The following is a 25,800-nucleotide window of genomic DNA, read 5'->3' on the forward strand; positions in this document are numbered from 1 at the left end:
TCAACATGACGGACCACTGGGGGGACACCGATGATCGATGCAGAGGACAAGGGCAAGCCGGCCGACCCGATCGCCCCGACGGTGACGTCCGGGCAAGCCCCCGCTCCCGCCGCCGCTCCCCGGAAGAAGGCGGGAACCGCCGGCAGGCCGCTTTCCGCCGCCGCCCTGGCCCGCCAGGAACTGGCCCGGATGCGCCACGACCCCGAGGCGGTGCGCCACGCCTTCGAAACCGGCGAATACCCCTACAAGAGCCGGATGGGCCGCGCCGATTACGAGGCGAGAAAGGCGGCGTTGCAGGCCGAATTGCTCAAGGTCCAGCTATGGGCCAGGGATACCGGCCAGAAATTCGTGCTGCTGTTCGAAGGCCGCGACGCCGCCGGCAAGGGCGGCACCATCAAGCGGTTCATGGAGCATCTCAACCCCCGCGCCGCCCGGATCGTCGCCCTGGAGAAGCCGAGCGAGGTCGAGCGCGGCCAGTGGTTCTTCCAGCGCTATGTCCAGCACCTGCCCACCGCCGGTGAAATGGTGTTCTTCGACCGTTCCTGGTACAACCGGGCCGGCGTCGAGCGGGTGATGGGGTTCTGCTCGCCGGCGGAATACCTGGAATTCATGCGCCAGACCCCGGAACTGGAACGGATGCTGGTCCGCTCCGGCATCAAGCTCTACAAGTACTGGTTCTCGGTGACCCAGGATGAACAGCGGCGACGCTTCAAGTCGCGGGAAAGCGACCCGCTGAAACAGTGGAAGCTGTCCCCCATCGACAAGGCCTCGCTGGGCAAGTGGGGCGAATACACCGAGGCCAAGGAGGCGATGTTCTTCTACACCGACACCGCCGACGCGCCCTGGACCATCGTCAAGTCGGACGACAAGAAGCGGGCCCGCCTCAACTGCATGCTTCACTTCCTCAACTCGCTGGACTATCCCGGCAAGGACAAGGCGGTGGTGCATCAGCCCGATCCGCTGATCGTCGGCAAGGGCGCCCATGTGGTCCACAAGAGCGAACACATCCTGGGGGCGTCGCTGAACCCATAGGTCAGAGGGACGAGCGCAGGTTGTCCAGCAATCCCTGGAGGATATAGGCGGCGGCCATCTTGTCCACCACCTCGGCGCGGCGCTTGCGCGACGAATCCGCCTCCAGCAGGGTGCGGGTGACGGCGGCGGTGGACAGCCGCTCGTCCCAGAAGACCACGGGAAGATCGCGCAGCCTCAGCAGATTGGCGGCGAAGGCCCGCGCCGACTGGCAGCGCGCCCCCTCCCGCCCGTCCATCTCCACCGGCAGGCCCAGCACCAGGCCGCCGACGTCCTGCTTGTCCACCATGGCCAGCAGGGTCTCGGCGTCCTTGGTAAACTTGGCGCGGCGAATGGTGTCGAACGGCGTGGCGATGGTGCGGCTGACGTCGGACAGCGCCAGACCGATGGTCTTGGTGCCGAGGTCGAGGCCCATCAGCCGCTGGTCACGGCCAAGCAGGGAGATCAGGTCGGAAGGAGCAAGAACAGGCATGAGCCGTGCTTGCGCCATCCGCCGATGAAAATCAAGCGCTCCGATTGCGCCGCCCTCCCCCACGCGGTACAAGTCGGCCATGTCCAACGATATCCCGTCCGAAGTCCCGCCCGACGCCGAAGCCCCGGCCGAATGCCTGTCCTGCCTGAAACCGGCCGAATTGTGTGTCTGCGACGGGGTGACGCCCATCGACAACCGCATCGCCCTGCTGGTGCTCCAGCACCCGCAGGAACAGGACAAGACCCTGGGCACCGCCCGCCTTGCCGCCCTGCACTTCACCCGATCCGACATGCGCATCGGCCTGTCCTGGCCCAGTCTGGCCAAGGCGCTGGGCCGGCCGGCCGACCCCAGGCGCTGGGCGGTGCTCTATCTCGGCTCGGCCAAGGCCGCCGACCTCGCCCCCGGCGCCGAGGTGGTGGCGCTTGACGCCAAGGGCGCGGCCCTGGCCGATCAGGCCACCGCCCTGGCCCATCTGGACGGCGTCATCGTCCTGGACGGCACCTGGAGCCAGGCCAAGGCGCTGTGGTGGCGCAATGCCTGGCTGCTGAAATGCCAGCGGGTGATTCTGGGTCCCAAGCGGCCCAGCCGCTATGGCCGGGTGCGGACGGAACCCCGCTCCGACAGCCTGTCCACCATCGAAGCCGCCGGCCTTCTGCTCGGCCGGCTGGAGGGACGCCCCGAAATCGCCGAGACGCTGGACGCCACCTTCCAGCGCATGCTGGACGCCTTTCGCGCCGCCCGCGCCGGGCAGTCCAGGCCGCCTCGGCCCGACCGCCGGTTCCGCCCCCAGGGCCGCGGCAGGGGACGCCGCCGCCCGCCGCCGTCCGTCTGATCCGGATTGTGGCATGTGATCTGCTCGTGGACGCGGCCGGCTTGGTATAGGAGACTGTCGGTCTCACTAGCATAGAGGCCAGTCCGTGACCCAGGAACATCCCTTCGCCCCCTATGTCCGCATTCTCGGCAAGGGGCCGCGCCTGTCGCGCCCGCTCGCCTTCGAGGAGGCCCGGGACGGTTTCCGCATGGTGCTGGCCGGCGAGGTCGAGCCGGTGCAGTTGGGGGCCTTTCTCTGCCTGCTCCGGGTCAAGACCGAAACGCCGGAGGAAGCCGCCGGGCTGGCCGCCGCCATCCGCGAGACCGTGGCGCCCCCGGCCGGAGCGCCCCCGGTGGATCTGGACTGGTCGTCCTATGCCGGCAAGTCGCGGCAACTGCCCTATTACGTGCTGGCGGCGCTGGCGCTTGCCGGCCACGGCGTCCGGGTGTTCATGCACGGTTCAGAACACCACACCAACGGCCGGGTGTGGACGTCCGAGGCGCTGGCCGCCCTGGGCGTGCCGGTCTCGACCTCGGCCGCCGACGCCGCCCGCCGGCTGGAGACGTCCGGCTTCGCCTACATGACCCTGGAGCATCTGTCGCCGCCGCTGCACGCCATCATGGAGCTGCGCCACCTTTTGGGGCTGCGCTCGCCCATCCACACCGTGGCGCGGCTGATCAATCCGTTTCGCGCCGCCTGCGCCGTCAACAGCGTGTCCCATCCCAATTACGCCCCGGTGCATCAGGAGGCCGCGCGCCTGCTGGGCGAGCACCGCATGGCGGTGTTCAAGGGCGAGGGCGGCGAGGTGGAACGCCGGCCGGAAAAGGCCTGCGAGGTGCTGTCGCTGGTCGACGGGCTGCCGCTGGCCGAGGATTGGCCGGCCCTGATCAACGGTGCCCGCCCGCACGAGGAGGCGCTCGACCTCGGCCGCCTCAAGGCGTTGTGGAGTGGCGAGGACCACGACGAGACCGCCGCCGCCGTGATCTGCGGCACCATTGCCATCGCGCTCCGCGCCATGGGCCGCGCCGCCTCGGTGGACGAGGCCGAGGGCATGGCCCAGGTCCTGTGGCGCGACCGGGTCAGGACAAGCATTCCGGGGGTGGCGTGAGCACCCGTCCGGCCCCCCGGCTGCTGATCTCGGCGGCCCACAAATCCTCGGGCAAGACCACGATCAGCGTCGGGCTGTGCGCCGCCCTGACCGAGCGCGGCCATGTGGTCCAGCCCTTCAAGAAGGGGCCGGACTACATCGATCCGCTATGGCTGGGAGCCGCCTGCCATCGCGATTGCCGCAATCTCGACTTCCACACCATGCCGCCCCGCCTGATCCGCGAGACCTTCGAGCGGGTGTCGCGCGGCGCCGATCTCAGCCTGATCGAGGGCAACAAGGGCCTGTTCGACGGCGTCGACCTGGAAGGCGCCAATTCCTCGGCCATGCTGGCCAACTGGCTGGAGGCGCCGGTGGTGCTGGTGGTCGATTGCGCCGGCATGACGCGGGGCGTCGCGCCCTTGCTGCTGGGCTATCAGGCCTTCGACCAGAGCCTGCGCATCGCCGGCGTCATCCTCAACAAGGTCAGCGGTCCCCGCCACGAAAAGAAGCTGCGCGAGGTGGTGGCCCATTACACCCGCATTCCGGTGTTGGGCGCGGTCCATCGCGGCCCCGACATGGAAATCATGGAACGCCACCTGGGGCTGGTCCCCGCCAACGAGGCCGAGGCCGCCGGCGAGGCCATCGCCCGCCTTGCCCGCACCGTGGCGGCCCAGGTGGACCTGGACGCCATCGCCGCCCTGGCGCGGCAGGCCTCGCCAATCGAGGTGACCGACACCGCCTTGCCGGCGGTTCCGGCCGCATCCCTGCGCATCGGCATCGCCCGCGACCCGGCCTTCGGCTTCTACTATCCCGACGACATCGAGGCGCTGCGCCGGGCCGGCGCCGAACCGGTGCCGTTCGACACCCTGCGCGATTCCCACCTGCCCCCCGACCTGGACGGATTGTTCATCGGCGGCGGATTTCCCGAGACCCATATGGCGGAACTGGAGGCCAACGCCTCGCTGCGGGCCGAGATCCGCGCCAGGGGACAGGCGGGCATGCCGATCTATGCCGAATGCGGCGGGCTGATGTATCTGTCGCGCGCCATCGTCTGGAAGGGCGAGCGGCGCGAGATGGTGGGCATCGTCCCCGGCGACGCGGTCATGTACCGGGCGCCGCAGGGACGCGGCTATGTCCGGCTGCGCGAGACCGCCGATTTCCCCTGGCCCCGGCTGGAGGACGGTCCCGGCGTAATGCCGGCCCATGAATTCCACCATTCCCGGCTGGAGAACATCGAAGGCGAGCCCCGCTTCGCCTACCGGGTGATCAGGGGCGCCGGCATCGCCGAAAAGCAGGACGGCATCATCGTCGGCAACACCCTGGCCACCTATGCCCATATGCGCAGCGTCGGCGCCAACCCCTGGGCGCCCCGCTTCGTCGCCTTCGTCAGGGAGGTGAAGAGGCCTTGACATGCGCGCTTCCGTGCGCATATCTATCCCCATGATTTGGGAGGCAGCCATGTCAGTTACGACGGATTTCACCTTCGATCCCGACGCGCCGCGCAAGGCCGCCAACCTGACGCTGAATTCCGAGCTTCTGGATCTGGCGCGGAAGATGAAGATCAATGTTTCCCGTGCCTGCGAGCGCGGATTGGAACTGCAGATCGCCGAAGCACGGGCCAAGCAGTGGCGCGAGGATAACAAGGACGCCATCACCGCGTCCAACGACTACGTCAGGCGCCATGGCCTGCCGCTGGCCAAGTACCGGCGGTTCTGAGGATTGGCACAGTTCGACCTCTATCCATCCGACGGAGGGCTCCTGCTCGATGTCCAATCCGACATTCTTGATGGCCTTGAGACGCGGATGATCGTTCCCTTGCTGCCGTTGGCCGAACTCGCCAGGCCGGCCCAGCGTCTCAATCCCGTTTTCATGATCGGGGACAGCCGATACGTCATGGCGCCTCAATTCATGGCGTCGGCCCCGCTGTCGGAACTGACGACGAAGGTCGGGTCCCTGTCGCACGAGCATTTCGTCATCAAGGCGGCCATCAACATGGTGTTCGACGGCGTGTGATGCGCAGCTTTGACTAATTTTAATGTAGCGACCCTTCCGTAGGGCTTTACCCTCCGCCCCGACTGTGAAAGAGTCCGGCGGCCTTTTCCATTCAGAGTCCCTGATGATCCGCATCGACAGCCTGACCCACGTCTATCCCGGCAGCCGCAAGGTTCCCGCCCGCGTCGCCATCTCGGATCTGACCCTGGCGGTGAACGAGGGCGAGTTCGTCATCCTGTCCGGCCCCAACGGCAGCGGCAAGTCGAGCCTGTTCCGAATTCTGTGCGGCATGGCGCTGCCCACCTCGGGCCGGGTGAGCATCGGCGGCTTCGACCTGTTCGCCGAGCCGGCCCGCGTCCGCGCCATCCTGGGCGTGGTGTTCCAGAGCCCGGCGGTGGACAAGCATCTGTCGGTGGCCGAGAACATCGCCATCCACGCCGATCTCTACGGCCTGTCGGGCGCCGGTTTCCGCAAGCTGCGCGACGAGGCCCTGGCCTGGACCGACCTGGGCGACCGCCTCGACCAGAAGGTGGAAACCCTCTCGGGCGGTCTGGCGCGTCAGGTGGAATTGGCCAAGGTGCTGATGACCAACCCCAAGGTACTGCTGCTGGACGAACCCACCACCGGCCTCGACCCGGTGTCGCGGCGCAGCTTCCTCGACGCCCTGCACCGGTTGCAGCAGACGCGCGGCATGACGGTGCTGATGACCAGCCACGTCTTCGCCGAGGCCGACGACGTCGACCGGGTCGCCATCATGCGCCAGGGCAAGCTGCTGGCCTATGACAGCCCCACGGCGCTGAAGGCCATGATCGGCACCGAGATGGTGGTGATTCACGCCAGGGACACCGAGGGACTGGCCGAGCGCCTGCGCGCCGACATGGGCCTCGCGGTGCGCTGCATCGGCGACGAGGTGCGGCTGGAAGAGACCGAGAACGGCGAAAGCCTGCCGCTGCTGGAAAAGATCCTGGAGCGCTACCGCCCGGACGTCCTCACCATTTCCATCAAGCAGCCGGGCCTCGACGACGTCTTCGTCCACGTCACCAGCAAGGCGGTGCCCGACCATGCCCTGGCGCTCGACCTGAAGAGGACCGGCACATGAGTTCGCTCGTCCGCGTTTCCCTGGCCCTGGCCAAGCGCGAATTCACCCGCTTCATCCGCCAGCCCCAGCGGGTGGTGGGCACCGTGGCGCAGCCGCTGCTGTTCTGGCTGTTCCTGGGGGCCGGCTTCGCCGGCTCGTTCCGCCCGGCCGGCATGGAGGGCGTCACCTATCTCGAATATTTCTATCCCGGCGTCATGCTGATGATGATGCTGTTCGCCTCGATCTTCTCGTCCATCACCATCATCGAGGACCGCGACGCCGGCTTTCTCCAGGGCGTGCTGGTGGCGCCGGTCTCGCGCCTCGCCATCGTGCTGGGCAAGGTGCTGGGCTGCACCTCCATCGCCATGGTCCAGACCCTGATCTTCACCGTGGCGGCGCCGTTCCTCGGCCTCAATCTCGGCCTGGGCGGGCTGGTGATGCTGCTGCTGGGCTTCGTTCTCACCGGCATCGGCTTTGCCGCGCTGGGCTTCCTGCTGGCCTGGGGCATGAAATCCACCTCGGCCTTCCACGCCGTGATGATGGTGTTCCTGATGCCGCTGTGGATGCTGTCGGGTGCCCTGTTCCCGCTGGGCAACGTGCCGGCGGCCATGAAGATGGTGATGCTGGCCAATCCGGTCAGCCATGCCCTGGTCATCATCCGGATGCCGTTCTATTACGGTCCCGCCACCCTGCTGGCCGATCCGCACTACCTGACCTCGCTGGCGGTCACCGTCGCCTGGGCGGTGCTGTGCCTGGGACTGTCCATGGCCCGGGTCAACAAGCGGGATCAGGGCGTGGCGGTGCCGGCGGGCTGAGCCCGACGCCTATTTCCCCGCCAGATCGACCAGCCTTTCCGGCGATACCGCGCCGGGGACGGCGGCTCCAAGCAGAGCGGCGGCGGCGGCACGCTCGGCCGGGGTGAAGGTGGACAGCACCCTGAGCACCTCGCCCCGCAAGGATGCGGGCGCATCGAAGCCCGAGGCCGAGACTGCATGCCAGCGGGCCGCATCGGCCCGGGCGTCCTTGCCGCCGCCCATCTCGCGCAGCACCGCCAGCAGCATCGCCGAGGGAGCATGGCGACGCCTGGCCGCCAGTTCGGCCATGGCGCCGGCGCGGGGGGCGAGATCTGGTATCTCGGCCAGACCGGCGGCGGCCCGGTAGGCGGTGCGACAAAGCGCCAGCAGCGCCTCGCGGCGAAAATCGGGATCGGACTGAACCTCGGCGGCGCTCAGCAGCCGGTCCAGCCACGCCGGGGACTGGGGATTGGTCGGTCCGAAATCCTTTTGGGCGAAGGCCATGTCGTCGAGGCGTTCGCGCCGGGTCTTGGGATTGCCGACCTTGGCCAGGGATTCCAGCGCCGCGGCCGGACCGCCCGAACGGATGCGGGCGCCGTAAAGCGACAGCAGGGCGCTGTCGCGCCGCGACGGCACGGTCAGGGCGTCCACCTCGGGGGCGAGGCGGTCGGCCAGCCGCAACGCATGCGTCCCGGCGCCACCCATGGCCAGGGATTCCAGCGCCGTCAGTCCGGTCTCCAGCCGCTCCGGCCCAGCGGACAATGATTCGAACGCCGCCAGCGCCTCGTCGCCGGCGGCGTCGGCCGCCGCCATGCGCTTGCCGGCGAAGCTGCCGGCGGCATGGGCCAGCAGGCGGGGACGCAGGACCGGGTCATCCACCCGCGCCAGCGCCAGGGCGCCATCGGGATTGTTGCGCTTGGCTTCCGCCTCGATGGAATAGCGGGCCATGGTCTCGGTCATTTCGCGTACCAGCGCCGGATCATCCCTGATGGTCGGGCCGTCGGTGGCGGCCTCCACCGCCCGCATGCCCTGGCCCTGATCGGCGACCAGCATGCCGGCGGGACCGGTTTTCAGATGCAGTTCCAGCAGCCGGGCGGCATTCAGCCGCTGAACCGGCCAGAACGAATCGCTTCCGCAGGGCAGGGCGAAGGCAACCGCCGTCCCGGCCTCCAGCATGCGGGGACGGCCGGAGAAGGCGCGAAGCACGCGCCCCCGGACCGTGCACACGCCGCCGTCATCCTCCAGCCCGGAGGTCTCGACCTGGACATGATGGTCGGCGGCGATGCGCCGCGCCACGTAATTGCGGTCATCCATGGCCGCCCAGGCGGGCACGCCGGCCAGCAGCAGGGCGGAAACCGACAATCCAAGGCGACGGCCGGCCATCAGCCGAACCGGACGTCGACGATCTCGTAGGACTTGGAACCGCCCGGCGCCGTCACCTCGACGGTGTCGCCGAGATGCTTGCCGATCAGGGCGCGGGCCAGCGGCGAATGAACCGACATGCGGCCCGCCTTGATGTCGGCCTCGTGGGCGCCGACGATGGTGTAGACCACCTCGTCGTCGGAATCCTCGTCGGCGAGCGTCACGGTGGCGCCGAAGCGGACCTGGCTGCCCGACAGGGTGGCGATGTCGATGACCTGGGCGCGGGAGATGATGTCCTCCAACTCGGACACGCGGCCCTCGATGAAGCTCTGGCGCTCGCGGGCGGCGTGGTACTCGGCGTTCTCGGACAGATCGCCGTGCTCGCGCGCCTCGGCGATCGCCCGGATAACCGCCGGGCGTTCCACCGATTTAAGCGTCCTGAGCTCGTCCTCCAACTGGGCGAGCCCGGCCGGAGTCATCGGGATTTTTTCCATCAACAAGCCCCCGCCTTCAGAAACAGCCCTTAAAATACGATTGCAGCGGCGCCACATCAAGCGTGCCGCATCGGAGCGCCTCGATGGCCTCCACGGCGGCCCTGGCGCCGGCCACCGTGGTGTAATGCGGAATGGTGTTGGTCAGCGCCGTGCGGCGGATGGAAAAGCTGTCCTTGACCGCCTGGCTGCCATCGGTGGTGTTGACCACCAGATGAACCTGGTTGTTCAGCATGGCGTCGACGCAGTGGGGACGGCCTTCCAGCACCTTGTTGAGGACGCTGACGTCGGTGATGCCGCGATCCTTCAGGTAATTGGCGGTGCCGTCGGTGGCCATCACCTTGAAGCCCATGGCGAGCAGCCGTCTCGCGATCTCGACCATGGCCGGCTTGTCGCCGTCGCGGACCGACAGGAACACGCCGCCCTCGGTGGGCAGATGGGTGCCGGCGCCCAGCTGGCTCTTGGCGAAGGCCCGGGCGAAGTCGGAATCGATGCCCATCACCTCGCCGGTGGACTTCATCTCCGGCCCCAGCAGGATGTCGACGCCGGGGAAGCGGGCGAAGGGGAACACCGCCTCCTTGACCGCCACATGCTTCATCACCGGCCGGGTGGTCAGGCCGAACGAGGCCAGGGTCTCGCCGGCCATGACGCGCGCCGCGATCTTGGCGATGGGAATTCCGGTGGCCTTGGCGACGAAGGGAACGGTGCGGCTGGCCCGGGGATTGACCTCCAGGATGTAGATGGTGCCGTCCTTGATGGCGTACTGGCAATTCATCAGGCCGACCACGTTCAAGGCCTTGGCCAGGGCGGCGGTCTGGCGCTCCAGTTCGGCGATGGTGGCCGAATCCAGCGAATAGGGCGGCAGCGAGCAGGCGGAATCGCCGGAATGGATGCCGGCCTCCTCGATGTGCTGCATGATGCCGGCAACATAGACCTGGACGCCGTCGCTGAGCGCGTCCACGTCCACCTCGATAGCGTCCTTGAGGTAGAGGTCGATCAGCACCGGATCGTCGCCGGACACCACCACCGCTTCCTTCATGTAGCGTTCCAGCGCCTCGTGATCATAGACGATCTGCATGGCGCGGCCGCCGAGAACGAAGCTGGGGCGGATCACCACCGGATAGCCGATGCGCTCGGCCACGGCGATGGCCTCCTCGAACGAGCGGGCGGTGCCGTTGGCCGGCTGCTTCAGGCCCAGATCGTGCAGCAGCCTCTGAAAGCGTTCGCGGTCCTCGGCCAGATCGATGGAATCCGGGCTGGTCCCCAGGATCGGGATGCCAGCCTGCTCCAGCGCATGGGCCAGCTTCAGCGGCGTCTGGCCGCCGAACTGGACGATGCAGCCCAGCACCCGGCCGTTGCTCTGCTCGCGCCGCACCAGATCGATCACCGTCTCGGCGGTCAGCGGCTCGAAATAGAGGCGGTCCGAGGTGTCGTAATCGGTGGACACGGTTTCCGGATTGCAGTTGACCATGATGGTCTCGCGCCCGGCCTCGTCGAGGGCGTAGGCGGCATGGACGCAGCAATAGTCGAACTCGATGCCCTGGCCGATACGGTTCGGCCCGCCACCCAGGATGATCACCTTGTCGCGGTCCGACGGATCGGACTCGCACTCGGCCGGATTGACGCCGTCGCCCTCGTAGCAGGAATACATGTAGGCGGTGGACGACGGGAACTCGGCGGCGCAGGTGTCGATGCGCTTGAACACCGGCTTGACGTTCAGCACCTCGCGGCGAAAGGCGGTCTCCACCAGGGTCTTGCCCGACAGCTTGGACAGCCGCTGGTCCGAGAACCCCATCTTCTTGAGGCGCAGCAGCCCCGGCGCGTCGATGGGTAATCCCTTCCGGCGCACCTCCTCTTCGGCGTCGACGATGCCCTTGATCTGGCCCAGGAACCACCTGTCGTAGAAGCAGGCGGCATGGATCTCGTCGATGGAAAGCCCCAGGCGGAAGGCCTGGGCGATCACCAGGATGCGGTCGGCGCGGGGTTCGGCCAGCGCCTTCTTCACCGCGTCCTTCATGTCGCCGGCGCCCGAGCCGGGAATCTCGATGTCGTCGAGGCCGGTCAGGCCGGTCTCCATGCTCCGCAGGCCCTTCTGAAGCGATTCCTGGAAAGTGCGGCCGATGGACATGGCCTCGCCCACCGACTTCATCGACGTGGTCAGCATGGGATCGGCGCCGGGGAACTTCTCGAAGGTGAAGCGTGGAATCTTGGTGACCACGTAATCGATGGTCGGCTCGAAGCTGGCCGGCGTCACCCCGGTGATGTCGTTGGCCAGTTCGTCCAGGGTATAGCCCACCGCCAGCTTGGCGGCGATCTTGGCGATGGGAAAGCCGGTGGCCTTGGACGCCAGCGCCGACGAGCGCGACACGCGGGGGTTCATCTCGATGACGGTCATGCGGCCGTCCTTGGGGTTGATGGCGAACTGCACGTTCGAGCCGCCGGTATCCACCCCGATCTCGCGCAGCACCGCGATCGAGGCGTTGCGCATGATCTGATATTCCTTGTCGGTCAGCGTCAGGGCCGGCGCCACCGTGATGGAATCGCCGGTATGCACGCCCATGGGATCGACGTTCTCGATCGAGCAGATGATGATGCAATTGTCGTTGCGGTCGCGCACCACCTCCATCTCGTATTCTTTCCAGCCGAGCACGGATTCCTCGACCAGAACCTCGTGCACCGGGCTGGCGGCCAAGCCGCCGGCCACGATCTGCTCGTACTCGGCCATGTTGTAGGCGATGCCGCCGCCGGTGCCGGCCAGGGTGAAGCTGGGCCGGATGATGGCGGGCAGGCCGACCACCGGCATGGCGTCGCGGGCCTCGGCCAGGGTCTTGACCAGTCGCGACTTGGGCGATTCAAGGCCGATCTTGTCCATGGCGTCGCGGAACAGCAGCCGGTCCTCGGCCTTGGCGATGACGTCGCGCTTGGCGGCGATCATCTCGACGCCGAACTTGTCCAGGATGCCCATGTCCGCCAGCTTCATGGCGGTGTTCAGCGCCGTCTGGCCGCCCATGGTCGGCAGCAGCGCGTCGGGGCGCTCCTTCTCGATGATCTTGGCGACGATCTCGGGCGTGATCGGCTCGATATAGGTGGCGTCGGCCAGGCCGGGGTCGGTCATGATGGTCGCCGGGTTCGAGTTGACCAGGATGACCCGGTAGCCCTCCTCCTTCAGCGCCTTGCAGGCCTGAACGCCCGAATAGTCGAACTCGCAGGCCTGGCCGATGACGATCGGCCCGGCGCCGATGATGAGGATGGACTTAATGTCTGTACGCTTGGGCATCGATCAAATCCGATCAGATTTTTTGAGCCACAGATGAACACAGATAAACACAGATACCTCTTGATCCCCGAGACACCCCGATCGACGGTCAATAATCGACGGAATTCCTATCTGTGTTTATCTGTGTTCACCTGTGGCCATTGAATTCGTCGCTAAGGCCTAGGCCTTAGTCTCCATCAGCCCGACGAACCGGTCGAACAGGTAATGCGAATCCTGGGGGCCGGGGCTGGCCTCGGGGTGGTACTGGACGGAAAAAACCGGCTTGCCCGCCACCGCGATGCCCTCGACCGAGCCGTCGAACAGCGAGCGATGGGTGACGGTCACCCCGGCAGGAAGGGTCTTCTCGTCCACCACGAAGCCGTGGTTCTGGCTGGTGATTTCGACCTTGCCGGTGGCGAGGTCCTTGACCGGATGGTTGGCGCCGCGATGGCCGGTATCCATCTTGAAGGTCTTCGCCCCCAGGGCCAGGGCCAGCATCTGGTGGCCGAGGCAAATGCCGAACAGCGGCGTTCCCGCCTTCAGCACGCCCTGGATCATGGGGACGGCGTATTCACCCGTGGCGGCCGGGTCGCCGGGGCCGTTGGACAGGAACACGCCGTCGGGCTTGTGCGCCAGCACGTCGGCGGCGGTGGCGTCCGCCGGCAGCACCGTGACCTTGCAGCCGGAGGAGGCGAGGCAGCGCAGGATGTTGCGCTTGGCGCCGAAATCCAGCGCGACGACGTGGAAACGGGGGTCCGCCTGCTTGCCGTGGCCGCCGCGCAGGCTCCATTCGGTCTCGTCCCAGTCATAGGCCTGGGTGGAGGTGACCTCCCTGGCGAGATCCATGCCGTTGAGGCCGGGCCAGCCGGCGGCCCGACGCCACAGGGCGGGCAGGTCGAACTCGCCGTCGGGGGAATGGGCGATGACGCCGTTGGGCGCGCCCTTCTCGCGGATGCGCCGGGTCAGGGCGCGGGTGTCGATGCCGGCAAGCCCGATCATGCCATGGCTTTTCAGCCAGGATTCAAGATGCCTGGCCGAACGCCAGTTGGACGGCTCGGTGACGTCGGCGCGCAGGATCAGGCCGCGCGCCGCCGGCGTGATGGTCTCGATGTCCTCGGGATTGCTGCCGACATTGCCGACATGAGGAAAGGTGAAGGTGATGATCTGTCCGGCATAGGACGGATCGGTCAGGGTCTCCTGATAGCCGGTCATGGCGGTGTTGAACACCACCTCGCCCACATTGGAGCCCTCGGCCCCGATGCCCTTGCCCCACAGAACGGTGCCGTCGGCCAGCACCAGGGCGCCGGTGGCGCCGGGGGGACGCGGCGTGTCGAATGACGGCACCTCGCGCTCTGGCATGGGTGCGGTCCCGGGATGGTTCGGCATGTCGGTCCTTTGTGTCTCGGTCGCGGCCGGACCGGTGTCCGCCCGCGGAGGTGCATGATAGGAGGGAAAGGCCTCCCTCGCCAGACTTGGGTCGCAAAAAGCCGCCGGAATCTTCCGCATCATACGGAACAACCGGTGGCGAGGCGCGCTTGAGCCTGATCGGCAAATAGGTAAACGGCTGCCTTATAATGACGCCCAGACCCCGAGTCAAGCTCTCCGGCGCTTTGGGAAAACCACAATACTTTCAATGGGTCATGCGAGACAAAGCCTTTCATTCCATGGGGTTTTGCGCTAGCCTGTGCGCTTTCCCGATGGGGAAGGCGCCACGAGGGGGGAGACCATGCTTCGGCGGGAACTGAGCGACGCGCTCAAGCAGGCGATGTTGACCAAGGACCCGCGGGTCGTCTCGACCGTGCGGCTGATCCTGGCGGCCTTGAAGGACCGCGACATCGCCGCCCGCCCCAAGGGGCAGGCCGACGGCATCGGTGACGATGAAATCCGCCAGATGCTGCAATCCATGATCAAGCAGCGGCGAGAGAGCATCTCGCTGTACCAGCAGGGCAACCGCCCGGAACTGGCGCAACAGGAGGCCGACGAGATCGCCGTCATCGAGCGGTTCCTGCCCCGGCAGATGGACGAGGCCGAGACCCAGGCGGCGGTCAGGGCCGCCATCGCCGAGGTCGGCGCCGCCGGCATCAAGGACATGGGCAAGGTCATGGCGATCCTGAAGGGGCGCCACGCCGGCGAGATGGACTTCACCAAGGCCAGCGCCACCACCAAGACCCTCCTGGGGGGCTAGCTCCTCGGGCCATTCCGCCCCATATCCTATGGGCCTGACCGACGACGCAGGACAGCCCCGCCCATGGCCTTTCCGCCGCAATTCCTCGACGAGCTTCGCGCCCGCGTGCCACTCTCCTCGGTGGTCGGGCGGCGGGTCAAGCTGACCCGCAAGGGCCGCGAACATCAGGGGCTGTGCCCGTTCCACAACGAAAAGACGCCGTCCTTCACCGTCAACGAGGACAAGGGGTTCTACCACTGCTTCGGCTGCGGCGCCCATGGCGACGCCATTGGCTTCGAGATGCGCACCGGCCATCTGTCCTTCACCGAGGCGGTGGAGCGTCTCGCCGCCGAGGCAGGGCTGGACGTCCCCAAGGCCAGTCCGGAAGAACGGGTGCGCGAGCAGCGCCGCGCCTCGCTCCACGATGCCATGGAGGCCGCCTGCGCCTTCTTCGAGAAGCAGCTCCGCTCACCCTCGGGCCGCGACGGCTTCGCCTATCTGAAGGGGCGCGGCCTGACCGACGAGACCATCGCCCGCTTCCGCCTGGGCTGGGCGCCCGATTCGCGCGAAGCCCTCAAATCCGCCCTGATGAGCCGGGAATGCCCGGAAAGCCTGCTGGCCGAGGCGGGATTGCTGAAGAAGCCCGACGGCGGCGGCCCGGCCTTCGACTATTTCCGCGGCCGGGTGATGTTTCCCATCACCGACCGGCGCGGCCGGGTGGTGGCGTTCGGCGCCCGCACCCTGGGCGACAATCCGCCCAAATACCTCAATTCGCCGGAAACGCCGCTGTTCCACAAGGGCACCACCCTCTACGGTCTCGCCCATGCCCGCGAGCCGGCCCGCGAGCGGGGCTGCGTCGTGGTGGTGGAAGGCTACATGGACGTCATCGCCCTGCACCAGGCCGGCTTCGCCCATGCGGTGGCGCCGTTGGGCACGGCGGTGACCGAACAGCAGATCGAGGAGTTGTGGCGCCTCGCCCCCGAGCCGATCCTGTGCCTGGACGGCGACAAGGCCGGCCAGCGCGCCATGGCCCGGGCGCTTGACCGCGCCTTTCCCATCCTGAAGCCCGGCCTGTCGCTGCGCTTCGCCACCTTGCCGGCGCCCGAGGACCCGGATTCGCTGATCAAGGCCAAGGGACCGGCCGCCATGCAGGCGGTGCTGGACGCCGCCCAGCCGCTGGTGGAGGTGGCCTGGCGGCTGGCGGTGGAGGGGCGGCCGCTGGACACCCCGGAACGCCGCGCCGCCCTGGAAAAGGACTTGCTGGAAAAGGCCCATTCCGTCGCCGACGAGACGGTGAAATGGCAATACGCCCGCACCTTCAAGGACCGGCTGTGGCAGGCGTTCCGCCCGCCCCGCCCCGCCGCCGGCCCGGCCTTCGCGCCTCAGGCGGGAAAAGGAGGGGCGCGGCCCGGCCGCCGGCCGCCGGTCGGCCAGACCGCCTTGCGCGGCTTCGATGGCCGCATCGTCGGGTTGGGGGCGCCAGGCGCCATGCGTCCGCCCTTCGAGATGCAGGAACGGGTTCTGCTGGGCCTGCTGCTCGCCAATCCCGCCCTGTTCGATTCGGTGCACGAGGAACTGGGGCGATGCCTGTTTTCCAATGACTCGCTTGACAACCTTCGGCGAGGGATTCTAAAGCACCTCGGGGCCGTGCGCGGACTTGACGCGGAGGGCCTTGCGGCCCATTTACGGACAGACGGATTTTCCCCGGTCCTGGAGACCCTGCTGGACGCCAGCGAACGGCGCATGCGCTCGGTTCGGGGCTATGACGGCATCGAGGAGGCACGGGCGCTCTGGGAAGACGTCTACCACCATTACACCAGGAAGGATCTGCTGGCGGACGTAAGCGAGGCCAATGCCCGCCTCGCCCTCGACGCCTCGCAGGCCGCCTGGACGCGGTTCGAGGCGGTCAAACGCCACGAACAGGCCGCCGGGGGGCGGGACGAGGAATGAGATGATCCCCGGAGTAGTGTCCGCCGCGGCGGGATTGCTCCGGGCTTTTTGGTGTACGCCCACACCTCCCGTGTGGGCTTGGGCTCAGACGCCACCCGGGCTGACGAGCCGTTCCGTCGGGGACGGATCGGTTCCGATCCGGGTCCGGATACTTCAGGAGCATCGGTTTTCATGGCGACCAAATCGACCAACACGGCGGAAGCGTCCGAAACCCAGGAAGAAGGCATGGACGGCCCGCTGCTCGACACCCTGGGTGTCGCCGTCAAGAAGATGGTGGCGCGCGGCAAGGAGCGCGGCTACGTCACCTATGACGAGCTCAACGCCGCCATGCCGCCCGACGAGGTCTCGTCCGAGCAGATCGAGGACACCATGGCCATGCTCTCCGAGCTTGGCATCAACGTGGTCGAAAGCGAGGAAGGCGAGGACAACGCCGCCGAACCCGCCGAGGAAGAGGCCGCCGAGCCCGCCGAGGGCTATTCCGGCGCCGGCAACGTCGACGAGGAGGACCTGGGCCGCACCGACGACCCCGTGCGCATGTATCTGCGCGAAATGGGCTCGGTCGAGTTGCTGTCGCGCGAGGGCGAGATCGCCATCGCCAAGCGCATCGAGGCCGGCCGCGAGATGATGATCGGCGGCATCTGCGAAAGCCCGCTGACCCTGCGCGCCGTGGTCGAATGGCACGACGCCCTGGTCGAAGGCAAGATGCTGCTGCGCGACATCATCGACCTCGACGCCACCTATGGCTCCGGCCCCGGCGGCGAACTGACCGAGGAGGACCTGGAACGCGGCCCCGACGAGATTCCCCCGCCCGAGGGCGCCGCCGCTCCCGCCGAGGGAGCCGAGGAGACCGAGGAGCGGGAAGAGCCCGCCGAGGGCGAGGGCGAACCCGGCGCCGAGGGCGAGACCGAAGCCGAGGAGGGCGAGGACAATTCCATCTCGCTGGCCGCGATGGAGCTGCAATTGCTGCCGGTGGTGCTGGAGGCGTTCGAGGTCATCGCCGCCACCCATCACAAGCTGGAAAAGGTGCAGGACCAGCGGCTGGCGGTATTGTCGCGGGGCGAGGCCGTCACCCCGGCCATGGAAAAGAAATACGACAAGCTGAAGGCCGAGCTGGTGCGCCTGATGGAAGGCATCCACCTCAACAGCGCCCGCATCGAACAGCTGGTCGAACGCCTCAACGGCCTCAACCGCCGTCTGATGGCCCAGGAAGGCCGCCTGCTGCGCCTGGCGGAATCCTGCCGGATCAAGCGCCAGGACTTCCTCGACGCCTATTACGGCTCGGAACTGGACCCCAACTGGGTCGAGCAGGTCTCGGTCCGCAGCAAGCAATGGAAGGACTTCGCCACCCGCCACATCCGCGACATCGGCGACATCCGGGGCAATATCGGCGCCATCTCGGCCGAGGCCGGCCTGCCCATCAGCGAATATCGCCGCATCGTCCAGACGGTGCAGAAGGGCGAGCGCGAATCCAGCCGCGCCAAGAAGGAGATGATCGAGGCCAATCTGCGTCTGGTGATCTCCATCGCCAAGAAATACACCAATCGCGGCCTGCAATTCCTCGACCTGATCCAGGAGGGCAACATCGGCCTGATGAAGGCGGTGGACAAGTTCGAATACCGCCGCGGCTACAAGTTCTCCACCTACGCCACCTGGTGGATCAGGCAGGCGATCACGCGGTCCATCGCCGATCAGGCCCGGACCATCCGCATCCCGGTCCACATGATCGAGACCATCAACAAACTGGTGCGGACGTCGCGGCAGATGCTGCACGAGATCGGCCGCGAGCCGACGCCCGAGGAACTGGCGGAAAAATTGTCCATGCCGCTGGAGAAGGTGCGCAAGGTCCTCAAGATCGCCAAGGAACCGATCAGCCTGGAAACCCCCATCGGCGACGAGGAGGATTCCCATCTCGGCGACTTCATCGAGGACAAGAACGCGGTGCTGCCGCTCGACGCCGCCATCCAGGCCAATCTGCGCGAAACCACCACCCGCGTGCTGGCCAGCCTGACGCCGCGCGAGGAACGGGTGCTGCGCATGCGCTTCGGCATCGGCATGAACACCGACCACACCTTGGAGGAAGTCGGACAGCAGTTCAGCGTCACCCGCGAACGCATCCGCCAGATCGAGGCCAAGGCGCTCAGGAAGCTGAAACACCCGTCGCGCTCGCGCAAGCTGCGGTCGTTCCTCGACACCTGACCTCGGCGCCCCTTGCATTCCCCCGACCATTGATTATGGTCGGGGGCGGTGGGGCCTGTAGCTCAATGGTTAGAGCCGGCCGCTCATAACGGTCTGGTTGCAGGTTCGAGTCCTGCCGGGCCCACCAAATTCTGCAAAATCAATGAAGTAGCCTTGATGAACCCCCGGTGGGACATCAAGGTGGAACATTGGCTTGCACGCTCCCGCCTATCTGCACGTCTCGCGGCACCGGGTCTTGGCGCCCACCCTGGAACGCCGCTATGGGCCCAATCCAGCGGCGAGGACGTATCGATGAATCTGCCTAATGCCGTTCGGAAAATAAATCGAGTGACCTGCGAAGCGTGGCAATGAGTTCTTGACAGAAGCTGTCGCCATCTTGGTGGCCCCACACGACGGTGGTGCAGTGGTTGGTATCGAAATGGGTCTTTGCTTCGTCGAACTTGCCTTTCTCGCAGATGTAAAGGACGGGCTTGCCAAGCCCTTCTGCGTAGCCGGCCTCCCAGTAGGCACCAGAATTGTCATGGGTGAGATCAACAATGACGAAGGCCGCATCGCGGATCTGGGTACGCATAATGTTGTCGATAATGCCCGCGCGAGCGACGTTGCGCATGTCCAGGAGGTCATAACCGATACCGTCCCTGACGGCTGGCTTGACGGTGTCTTCAACGAAGGGATCGAGAATCGGGTCTCCGAACTTCATCGCAATGAACCCATACTTGCCGGACACTTTCCCGGTCTTCTCAGCTTCGTAACGTTCCCATCCGTCAAGGGTCAGTTCGATGTTTCTGAGATCAACGCAGTCACGGGGGCCGGGATTCGTCAGGCTCAAGAGTTTCCGTTCGCAAAGCTGCTCGGCCAGTCTGGCGGCAAATCTTCTGTTGGGAGCGCCGATAATCGAGTGAAAATCAACGGGCATCTTCGAGAGTTGTTCGCCGGACTTGGACGTCTCATCGCCGATGTAGCGAATGATGTTGATAGCTTGCATTGCGGGGCTTGGCAGAGATGGGTTTGCGAGAAACCCCCTCAACCAATCCGTTGTGATCATGAGTGGCGCCCCTTCACGCGACGCAATTCGAAGTCGATGCGATAGGGCCGCACGTTGAATCGGTGTCAGGGTCGCTTTTTCTGGATCGAGAGGCCCCGCGAACGCTGATCCGCTGATTTCATACTTCCCGCAGACGTCGCACTCAAACCCGGAGGAATGCCTTCCGCCGGTCGAGAATATGCGACAGCTACCGCCAAAATTCTCGAAATCGGCATTCCGGCAAATCGGGCATTTGACTTGGTCATTCAATTTCGGCCTCCACACGCATTCGCGCCAACCTCAACCGAGAAATAACACATTAAAGGACGAATATTTCCATATAAACACTTCCAAAATCTGAATAACAGGATTTTCCCCTCATGCTTGAAAAATGATTCAACCTATTGATTGACGGCACAAGCACCGCCCGACAATGCAACGCTTGACGTCATACCCATCGCGTTATATCGTTGTCGGATGATAGTCAGCTTCCGCGACAAGGAAACGGAGCGCCTTTTTCGGACGGGCGCGTCCAAGCGGTTTGCAGCTATCGCCAACGCCGCGTTACGCAAACTGGACATGCTCGATGCGGCGACGGAACTGCAAGACCTCTCCTCGCCTCCAGGAAACCGACTGGAGACTCTGGAGGGCGACAGGAAGGGCCAACACAGCATCCGCATCAATGACCAGTGGCGGCTGTGCTTTGTTTGGCGCGATGGTGCCGCGCACCGTGTCGAGATCGCCGACTACCATTGAGGCAGGATCATGCGCATCAAGACCCATCCCGGTGAAATCCTCCGCGAAGAGTTCATGACCCCCTTGGGACTCTCGGCCAACGCCCTTGCCACGGCGTTGCGCGTCCCGGCAACCCGCATTGGCGAGATCATCAAGGAACACCGCTCCATCACCGCCGACACTGCCTTGCGGTTGGCCCGGTATCTCGGCACCACGCCTCAATTCTGGCTCAACCTCCAAAGTGCGCATGACCTGTCAAAGGTGGAAGCCGAGGCGGGTGAAAAGATTGTCCGCGACGTGACGCCACGGGCGGCGTAGCACCAGGGCGTGAGGCGATAAACCTCCTTGGGCCGGCTCGCCGGGGCGGTTCTTCCACCATCGCGCCCGCATCTCCCTTACCAGACGGGCGGCAGGCGGCTTGCTACTCCTCTTCCGTTCCGACCATGGCGACCCGGTCGCCGTCGCGGCCATAGCGCTGGCCGCAGGACGGACAGGCCGCCCCGCTCCACTCGCCGCCCGGCAGGCGCTCGCCGCAACGGCAGACCCAGCCCTTGAGCCGCGCCGGATTGCCGATCACCAGGGCGTGGTCGGGCACGTCGCGGGTCACCACCGAACCGGCGCCGACAAAGGCCCAGCGGCCGATGGTGCGGCCGCAGACGACGGTGGCGTTGGCGCCGATGGAAGCCCCCCGCCGCACCAGGGTCGGGCGGAATTCGTGCTTGCGGGAGATTTCGGCGCGCGGGTTCATCACATTGGTAAAGACCATGCTGGGGCCGCAGAAGACCCCGTCCTCCAGGGTCACGCCGGCATAGACGCTGACATTGTTCTGAATCTTGCAGTTATCGCCGATGCTGACATTGGGGCCGATGCTGACGTTCTGGCCGATCACGCAGTCGCGCCCGATGCTGCTGCCGGCCAGGACGTGGGAAAAATGCCAGATGCGGGTGCCGGCGCCGATGACGCAGGGGGTGTCGACTTCGGCGGTGGGATGGATGACCGGCTCGTTCCCGGTCCGGACGGATGGGGCCAGGACGACGGCGCCGCCGCCCTCCATGGAGCGCTGGGCCGCGTCGAGCACCCGCAGCACCGCCACGCCCTCGGCTCCGTCGGTGACCGGCGTCGCGCCCCGGGCGATGCAGTCGAGGAAGTGCCCGCATTCCAGGCGCAGGGGCTCGGACGGGTCCAGCGGCACCGGCCGGGCCTCGGACGGATCGGGAAAGGGCAGCCCCTCGCGCCACGCGATCTGGGCGGAATACAGCCGCAGCTTGGCCTCCCACCCCAGCCCGTCGTCGAACACCGCCATGCCGCCGTCGCCCACCACCACCAGCCGCTGCTCCTTGAACGGATGCAGCCAGCTGACATGGATATGGGCGGCCTCGCCGCCGGGAAAGATCATGTGGGTGGTGGTGACGTCGGCCACCGAACGGGTCAGGTAGCAATGGCCGAAGGCGCTGACCGACACCGGTTCCGCCCCCATCAGCGCCAGGATCATGGAAACGTCGTGGGGGGCGAAGCTCCACAGGCTGTTTTCCTCGGTGCGGAACTTGCCGAGATTGAGCCGGTGGGAATAGGCGTAGCGGATGTGGCCCAGTTCCCCCTGCTGGCGCAGGCGCAGCAATTCCAGGAAGGCCGGGTGGTAACGCATCAGGTGTCCCACCATCAGCACCCGGCCCCGCCCCGCCGCCAGCCGCGCCAGTTCCTCGGCCTCGGACACCTTGAGGGCGAGGGGCTTTTCCACGAAGACATGCTTGCCGGCCAGCAGCGCCTCGTGGGCGATGTCGTGATGCTGGGCGGCGGGAGCGGCGATGACGACGCCGTCGATGGCGTCGTCGGCCAGGACCTGGCCGAGGGAGCGCGCCGGAACCTGGAATTTTTCCGCCATGGCGGCGGCGGTTCGGTCCGAGCGGTCGACCACCGCCGCCAGCGCCCCCAGCTCGTGCATGACGCGGGTGAGGTTCTTGCCCCAGTGGCCGCACCCCACCACCGCGACGCGGCTGGCGACGGTCTTCGTGTTCGTGTTCATTCAGGGTCCGCCTTCTGCGAAAATCCGTTTCAACCACGCATCAGACGCCATCATATCTCGCCATTCGGTTAACGGCCACCGGGCAGGGCATCGGGCCTGAACGCAGCGAAAGGAGGGGATTAACAGAGCCATAACCATTGACGGGCTACAAGTTCCGGGTACCCGCCGCCGCGAAGGATGGACCGTGAGCGTTCCCCTGCTCGATCTCAAGGCCCAGCACGCCACCATCGCCGAGGACGTCATGGCGGCCATCGGCCGCGTCGTCGCCAGTCAGGCCTTCATCCTGGGGCCGGAGGTGGCGGCCTGCGAGGCCGAGATCGCCGCCTATTGCGGCGCCCGCCACGGCGTTGGCGTGTCCAGCGGCACCGACGCCCTGCTCGCCGCCCTGATGGCGCTGGACATCGGGCCGGGCGACGAGATCATCACCTCGCCCTTCACCTTCTTCGCCACCGCCGGGGCCATCGCCCGGCTGGGGGCGGTTCCGGTCTTCGTCGATATCGAGCCCGACAGCTTCAACATCGATCCGGCCGGCATCGAGGCCGCCATCACGCCGCGCAGCCGCGCCATCGTTCCGGTCCACCTCTATGGCCAATGCGCCGACATGGACCCGATCCTAGACCTGGCCGCCCGCCACCGCCTGGCGGTGATCGAGGATGCCGCCCAGGCCATCGGCGCCGGCTACAAGGGACGTTCCGCCGGCAGCATGGGCGCCATGGGCTGCTTCTCGTTCTTCCCCTCCAAGAATCTGGGGGCCTGCGGCGACGGCGGCATGGTGGTGACCAACGACGACGCGCTGGCCGAACGCCTGCGGGTGCTGCGCGCCCACGGCTCCAAGCCCAAATATTTCCACGCCATGGTCGGCGGCAATTTCCGTCTCGACGCCCTTCAGGCGGCGGTGGTGCGGGCCAAGCTTCCGCATCTGGCGGGCTGGACCGAGGCGCGCCGCCGCAATGCCCGGCTTTACGACCGCCTGCTGGCCGGCCTGCCGGGCCTGACCACCCCGCCGGTCCGGTTCGAGCCGCACGTGTTCAACCAGTATGTGATCAGGGTGCCGGAGCGCGGCCGGGTCCAGGCGGCGCTGGGGGCGCGGGGAATCGGCACCGAGATCTATTACCCGCTGCCGCTGCACCGGCAGGAATGCTTCGCCGCCCTGGGCCATGGGCCGGGCAGCCTGCCCCATTCGGAACTGGCGGCCGAACAGGTCCTGGCCCTGCCCATCTATCCCGAGCTGAGCGAGGCTCAGATCGCCGAGGTCGCCGCCGCCCTGAAGGATGCCGTGGGCGCCGCCGCAAGTCCATGATGGCGGAACTGCCGGACCTGCTTGCCGACGCCCTGTTCCGTCACCGTCCCAATGGCGGGCGCGTCAGGGCGGTCGGTGTCGCTCCATCCGATTTCTCCGAGACCCTTTTCCGCCACGGCGGCCTTGTCCTGGCGGATGACGGCGCCGACGCCGCGGTGGTGATGACGCCGTGGAGGGGGGACGAGGCGGACATCCCGTCGGTTCTGTCCGAGTTGAGCGCCGGTCTCGCCGATGCGGCGGTGCTGGTGGTTCCGCTGTCGGATCGGGCCGAAGACGATCATGCCGGACTTGAAGCGATGCTGCCGGCGTATGGATTCGCCGTGACGGAGCGGACCGCCCGCCTCCTGATCGCCGGCAGGATTCCCGAAACCCTTCGACTGTACCGCCGCCTCGGCGGCCGGCGGCCGGACCGGCCCTGGCACGCCCCGGCCTACGCCCCCTACGCCCGCGAACCCGTGCCGGAACTGGCCGGCGTCATCCGGGGATGGAAAACCCTGCTGTCCCTGCCGGCCGCCCCCGTGGAAACGCCAAGATCGGCGTGTTTCCTGATCTACGGCATCGAACCCGGAGGGGCGGAGCGCCAGATATGCATGCTGGCGGCGGCGCTGCACGACCGGGGCTGGACGGTGAGAATTCTCACCATCTACCCCCATCGGGGGCAGGCGTCCCATTACCTGGACAGTCTCGCCGGCCGGGCCATTCCGGTCTCCAACCTGCCGCATCCGCTCGTGGCGGCGGACGCCATACTGGCATGGGCCCGGGACCGGGCGCCGCCGCATGTCCTCGGCGCGCTTCGCCTGCTGCCCCCTCAGATCATGCACGCCATCCTTGCCACCTGGCGGGACCTGGAGGCCGACCGCCCCGAGCTCCTGCTCGGCTTCCTCGACGCCGACAACCTCCGGTGCGCCCTTGCTGGGCTGCTGGCCGGCATCCGTCATGTCGTCATGTGCGGGCGGAGCGTCCATCCCGGCCATTTTCCCGCCAATTACCACGATGTTTCCGAGGTGATGGCCTCGGTCTACCGGCTTGTCCTCGCCCATTCGCGGGTCCGCATGCTGTGCAACAGCCGCGCCGGCGCCGCATCCTATGCCGGCTGGCTGGGCATCGCGCCCGAGCGGATCGGCATTCTGCCCAATTCCGTCCGCCCCGCCGCCCCTCATGACCGGCGGGAGGCGCGGCAACGGCTGGGGCTGGCCGAAAACGCCAAGGTCGTGGCGGGACTCTTCCGCCTGTCACCCGAGAAGCGTCCAGACCTGTTCCTGGCGGTGATCGCCCGGCTGGTCCGGCGCTTTCCCGATCTGGTCGCCATCATCGTGGGCGACGGCATCCTGCGCGGGGAAACCGAACGCGCCATCGCCCGGATGAATCTTGGCGGCACGGTCCGCCTGCTGGGAATTCGCCGGGACGTGGAGATGGTGCTGGCGGCCAGCGACCTGCTCTTGCACGTTTCGCGCGTCGAAGGGATGCCGAACGCCCTGCTGGAAGCCCAGATGCAGCATTGCCCGGTCGTCGCCACCGCCGGAGGCGGAACCGCCGAGGCGGTGATGCCCCCCTTGCGCCAGGGGCTTTGCCGGACATCCGATCCGGACGACATCGCCATGGCCTGCGCCCGCCTGCTCGACGCCCCGGCCCAGGCCCGCCGCCTTGCCGCCGAGGCGGCGGAAATCGTGGTCGGAACCTTCACCCCCGAGCGAAGCGCCGAGGCGCTGCTGGCGGCCCTGGATCAGGCATAGCCGCGCGACCGGGAGCCCATGCCCCCGGGGATAACGGCCGCCTTCCAACCGGCAATCACGGCTGGAACCGCCGCCGTCCCATCCTGATGATCTTATATGCGTCGATAGAAGCTATTAGAACGATATATGCATGCGTATGAACAATGCATTGCTTTTAAATACAAAAAACTCATCTACCATAAATCATTGAAAGCTCGTCAGGGGCGGCGGGTCTGATCGTGACACGGCCTCCCGCACATCCAATTAGAGTTCAGAAATGAAATTCAGCGATCACTATATACGCTGCATAAACTCTGCCGCCAG

General features: G+C 66.7%; 22 protein-coding genes and 1 tRNA gene. 16 read left to right on the top strand and 7 right to left on the bottom strand.

All coding sequences use genetic code 11. The features are described from left to right. Nucleotides 1–30 precede the first annotated feature (30 nt). Entirely contained in the window at nucleotides 31–1,032 is a 1,002-nt protein-coding gene (gene ppk2, locus MTBSS4_RS12130; protein ID WP_254432521.1) for a polyphosphate kinase 2, read from the top strand. A gap of 1 nt (nucleotide 1,033) precedes the next feature. Here the strand turns inward: ppk2 and ruvX are convergent, their stop codons facing one another. Beyond that, nucleotides 1,034–1,501 (bottom strand): Holliday junction resolvase RuvX, encoded by a 468-nt coding sequence (gene ruvX / locus MTBSS4_RS12135; RefSeq protein WP_173983669.1) that lies wholly within the window; start codon nucleotides 1,499–1,501, stop codon nucleotides 1,034–1,036. A gap of 79 nt (nucleotides 1,502–1,580) precedes the next feature. Between ruvX and MTBSS4_RS12140 the strand changes: the two genes are divergently transcribed. The 7 genes from MTBSS4_RS12140 (at nucleotide 1,581) to MTBSS4_RS12170 (ending at nucleotide 7,284) form a co-directional block, all read left to right on the top strand. After that, nucleotides 1,581–2,333 (top strand): tRNA-uridine aminocarboxypropyltransferase, encoded by a 753-nt coding sequence (locus MTBSS4_RS12140; protein ID WP_173983670.1) that lies wholly within the window; start codon nucleotides 1,581–1,583, stop codon nucleotides 2,331–2,333. 85 nt (nucleotides 2,334–2,418) lie between these two features. Further along, complete coding sequence (locus tag MTBSS4_RS12145) at nucleotides 2,419–3,420, top strand: glycosyl transferase family protein (protein WP_173983671.1); 1,002 nt, start codon at nucleotides 2,419–2,421, stop codon at nucleotides 3,418–3,420. Next, nucleotides 3,417–4,808, top strand: coding sequence for a cobyrinate a,c-diamide synthase (locus MTBSS4_RS12150; RefSeq protein ID WP_173983672.1), 1,392 nt, complete (start codon nucleotides 3,417–3,419; stop codon nucleotides 4,806–4,808). The genes MTBSS4_RS12145 and MTBSS4_RS12150 overlap by 4 nt, the downstream gene beginning before the upstream one ends. Nucleotides 4,809–4,857: 49 nt before the next feature. Further along, complete coding sequence (locus MTBSS4_RS12155) at nucleotides 4,858–5,115, top strand: type II toxin-antitoxin system CcdA family antitoxin (protein ID WP_173983673.1); 258 nt, start codon at nucleotides 4,858–4,860, stop codon at nucleotides 5,113–5,115. A 3-nt stretch (nucleotides 5,116–5,118) separates the two neighbouring features. After that, complete coding sequence (locus tag MTBSS4_RS12160) at nucleotides 5,119–5,412, top strand: CcdB family protein (protein ID WP_173983674.1); 294 nt, start codon at nucleotides 5,119–5,121, stop codon at nucleotides 5,410–5,412. 103 nt (nucleotides 5,413–5,515) lie between these two features. Next, nucleotides 5,516–6,490, top strand: a complete 975-nt coding sequence (locus MTBSS4_RS12165; RefSeq protein ID WP_173983675.1) for an ABC transporter ATP-binding protein — start codon at nucleotides 5,516–5,518, stop codon at nucleotides 6,488–6,490. Continuing rightward, entirely contained in the window at nucleotides 6,487–7,284 is a 798-nt protein-coding gene (locus tag MTBSS4_RS12170; RefSeq protein WP_173983676.1) for an ABC transporter permease, read from the top strand. Before MTBSS4_RS12165 ends, MTBSS4_RS12170 begins: the two co-directional genes overlap by 4 nt. Nucleotides 7,285–7,293: 9 nt before the next feature. Here the strand turns inward: MTBSS4_RS12170 and MTBSS4_RS12175 are convergent, their stop codons facing one another. From MTBSS4_RS12175 to carA, 4 genes are all read right to left on the bottom strand, one after another. Then, nucleotides 7,294–8,646 carry a hypothetical protein gene (locus MTBSS4_RS12175; protein WP_173983677.1) on the bottom strand — a complete coding sequence of 451 codons (1,353 nt, stop codon included), beginning with the start codon at nucleotides 8,644–8,646 and terminating at the stop codon, nucleotides 7,294–7,296. Beyond that, nucleotides 8,646–9,119 (bottom strand): transcription elongation factor GreA, encoded by a 474-nt coding sequence (greA, locus tag MTBSS4_RS12180; protein WP_173983678.1) that lies wholly within the window; start codon nucleotides 9,117–9,119, stop codon nucleotides 8,646–8,648. The genes MTBSS4_RS12175 and greA overlap by 1 nt, the downstream gene beginning before the upstream one ends. Before the next feature lie 16 nt (nucleotides 9,120–9,135). Then, nucleotides 9,136–12,393, bottom strand: coding sequence for a carbamoyl-phosphate synthase large subunit (gene carB, locus MTBSS4_RS12185; RefSeq protein ID WP_173983679.1), 3,258 nt, complete (start codon nucleotides 12,391–12,393; stop codon nucleotides 9,136–9,138). Nucleotides 12,394–12,552: 159 nt separating this feature from the next. Next, the gene (carA, locus tag MTBSS4_RS12190) at nucleotides 12,553–13,731 is read right to left on the bottom strand and encodes a glutamine-hydrolyzing carbamoyl-phosphate synthase small subunit (protein ID WP_254432522.1); all 1,179 of its coding nucleotides are present in this window, start codon (nucleotides 13,729–13,731) and stop codon (nucleotides 12,553–12,555) included. 367 nt (nucleotides 13,732–14,098) lie between these two features. Between carA and MTBSS4_RS12195 the strand changes: the two genes are divergently transcribed. The 4 genes from MTBSS4_RS12195 (at nucleotide 14,099) to MTBSS4_RS12210 (ending at nucleotide 18,809) form a co-directional block, all read left to right on the top strand. Then, complete coding sequence (locus MTBSS4_RS12195; RefSeq protein ID WP_173983681.1) at nucleotides 14,099–14,557, top strand: GatB/YqeY domain-containing protein; 459 nt, start codon at nucleotides 14,099–14,101, stop codon at nucleotides 14,555–14,557. A gap of 63 nt (nucleotides 14,558–14,620) precedes the next feature. Beyond that, nucleotides 14,621–16,486: a DNA primase gene (gene dnaG / locus MTBSS4_RS12200; protein ID WP_173983682.1), complete on the top strand. Its 1,866-nt coding sequence runs from the start codon at nucleotides 14,621–14,623 to the stop codon at nucleotides 16,484–16,486. A gap of 171 nt (nucleotides 16,487–16,657) precedes the next feature. After that, complete coding sequence (rpoD, locus tag MTBSS4_RS12205) at nucleotides 16,658–18,682, top strand: RNA polymerase sigma factor RpoD (protein ID WP_173983683.1); 2,025 nt, start codon at nucleotides 16,658–16,660, stop codon at nucleotides 18,680–18,682. A gap of 51 nt (nucleotides 18,683–18,733) precedes the next feature. Next, nucleotides 18,734–18,809: transfer RNA gene (locus tag MTBSS4_RS12210), tRNA-Ile, on the top strand. A gap of 174 nt (nucleotides 18,810–18,983) precedes the next feature. Here the strand turns inward: MTBSS4_RS12210 and MTBSS4_RS12215 are convergent. After that, entirely contained in the window at nucleotides 18,984–19,727 is a 744-nt protein-coding gene (locus MTBSS4_RS12215) for a hypothetical protein (RefSeq protein ID WP_173983684.1), read from the bottom strand. A gap of 456 nt (nucleotides 19,728–20,183) precedes the next feature. On the opposite strand from MTBSS4_RS12215, the gene MTBSS4_RS12220 reads away from it, so the two are divergent. Further along, the gene (locus MTBSS4_RS12220; RefSeq protein WP_173983685.1) at nucleotides 20,184–20,462 is read left to right on the top strand and encodes a type II toxin-antitoxin system RelE/ParE family toxin; all 279 of its coding nucleotides are present in this window, start codon (nucleotides 20,184–20,186) and stop codon (nucleotides 20,460–20,462) included. 9 nt (nucleotides 20,463–20,471) lie between these two features. Further along, complete coding sequence (locus MTBSS4_RS12225) at nucleotides 20,472–20,759, top strand: HigA family addiction module antitoxin (protein ID WP_173983686.1); 288 nt, start codon at nucleotides 20,472–20,474, stop codon at nucleotides 20,757–20,759. 103 nt (nucleotides 20,760–20,862) lie between these two features. Here MTBSS4_RS12225 and MTBSS4_RS22730 read toward each other — a convergent pair whose 3' ends face one another. Then, nucleotides 20,863–22,464 carry a Gfo/Idh/MocA family oxidoreductase gene (locus MTBSS4_RS22730; protein ID WP_173983687.1) on the bottom strand — a complete coding sequence of 534 codons (1,602 nt, stop codon included), beginning with the start codon at nucleotides 22,462–22,464 and terminating at the stop codon, nucleotides 20,863–20,865. Between the two features lie 184 nt (nucleotides 22,465–22,648). Here MTBSS4_RS22730 and MTBSS4_RS12235 point away from each other — a divergent pair, with 184 nt between their 5' ends. Further along, nucleotides 22,649–23,764 carry a DegT/DnrJ/EryC1/StrS aminotransferase family protein gene (locus MTBSS4_RS12235; RefSeq protein ID WP_173983688.1) on the top strand — a complete coding sequence of 372 codons (1,116 nt, stop codon included), beginning with the start codon at nucleotides 22,649–22,651 and terminating at the stop codon, nucleotides 23,762–23,764. After that, entirely contained in the window at nucleotides 23,761–25,497 is a 1,737-nt protein-coding gene (locus tag MTBSS4_RS12240; RefSeq protein WP_173983689.1) for a glycosyltransferase, read from the top strand. The genes MTBSS4_RS12235 and MTBSS4_RS12240 overlap by 4 nt, the downstream gene beginning before the upstream one ends. The last annotated feature ends 303 nt before the right edge of the window (nucleotides 25,498–25,800 follow it).

The sequence above is a fragment of the Magnetospirillum sp. SS-4 genome (genome assembly GCF_902729425.1).
Taxonomy (GTDB): Bacteria; Pseudomonadota; Alphaproteobacteria; order Rhodospirillales; family Magnetospirillaceae; genus Phaeospirillum.